The sequence below is a fragment of the Pseudomonas brassicae genome, from assembly GCF_010671725.1.
GTDB lineage: Bacteria > Pseudomonadota > Gammaproteobacteria > Pseudomonadales > Pseudomonadaceae > Aquipseudomonas > Aquipseudomonas brassicae.
On sequence record NZ_JAAHBU010000598.1, the window covers coordinates 1 to 1,077 of the forward strand.

Annotated in this window: 2 protein-coding genes; both read right to left on the reverse strand. The window is 65.2% G+C overall.

All coding sequences use genetic code 11. The features are described 5' to 3' along the window. Positions 1-217: 217 nt before the first annotated feature. Positions 218-676, reverse strand: a complete 459-nt coding sequence (locus tag G3436_RS26475) for a GNAT family N-acetyltransferase (RefSeq protein WP_163951295.1) — start codon at positions 674-676, stop codon at positions 218-220. 126 nt (positions 677-802) lie between these two features. Further along, positions 803-1,077: hypothetical protein (locus G3436_RS26480; RefSeq protein ID WP_163951298.1), on the reverse strand; the 275-nt coding region annotated here is incomplete at its 5' end.

The window sequence follows — 1,077 nt, forward strand, 5'->3', positions numbered from 1 at the left end:
GCCTGGCGCCAGTACGCCCTTGACGATCAGCTCGCGCAGCGCGCGCTGCAGCCGCACGCGCAACTCCAGGGTGGCCAGCGCCGGGTCGGCGAGGCGGATTTTCAGGGTGTCGAGTTCGAAGCTGTGTGCCATGCCAATGTTCGAATGGGGAGGGGCAGGCCGACCATGCTGACCTGCCGCTGCCTGGCTGTCGATGCTGCGTTCGAGCAGGGGGTGGTTACAGCGCGATCTGGTAGAGGATCGTGCCCGGGTTCACGGCAACGCGATTGTAGAGCTGTTGCGCGCGCTTGTTGGTTTCGTGGGTGTGCCAGTAGAGGCGGGTGCACTGCTGTTGTGCGGCGATGTCCTTGACCCAGGCGATCAGCTGTTCGCCTGTGCCCTGGCCGCGAACGTGCGGCGCCACGTAGAGGTCTTCGAGGTAGCAGTAGTGGGTGCTCGACCAGGTGGAGCGGTGGATCACGGCATGCACCAGGCCGACCAGTTCGCCGTTCTGCTCGGCCACCGCAGCGAACATCGGCTCGTTGCTGTCGAGCAGGCGCTGGAAGGTGGTGTGGTTGACGGTTTCGCCCAGCTCGACTTGATAGAAGTCCTGATAGGCCAGCCATAATGCAAGCCATGGCTCGAAGTCGGTGTTGGCGATAGCGCGCAGGGTGAGTGGTGCGGTACTGCTGGTCATCTGGAGTTGCCCTCGGTCGAATGCGGTGAGGTGGCAAGGCGGCGTGCCTCGCGACCTGCCCAAGCATAGGGGCAGGGCGCGGGCATGAACCGACCACTTGGGGCGCGACGGGCAGTCCGCGTTACGTCAGGCCGGCAGCGCTACAGCAAGGCTGAGTAGCCGTTGCTCGACCGTGTCGCGGGTACAGTGGGCCTCCAGGTACTTGCCCTCCACGACGAAACCGAAGTGTGCCTGCAGGGTCTGCGCCAGGGCGCTGCGCCCGGCCAGCTCGGTGGTGTCGATCTGCAGCAGGAAGCCGCGCGCTGTGGAGGTCACGTACAGGTGGGTCTGCACCTCCCGGCTCTGCCAGTGCAGCAGGTAGAAGTAGGGCTCGTCTGCACTGCCGGCAATCGGCACATAGG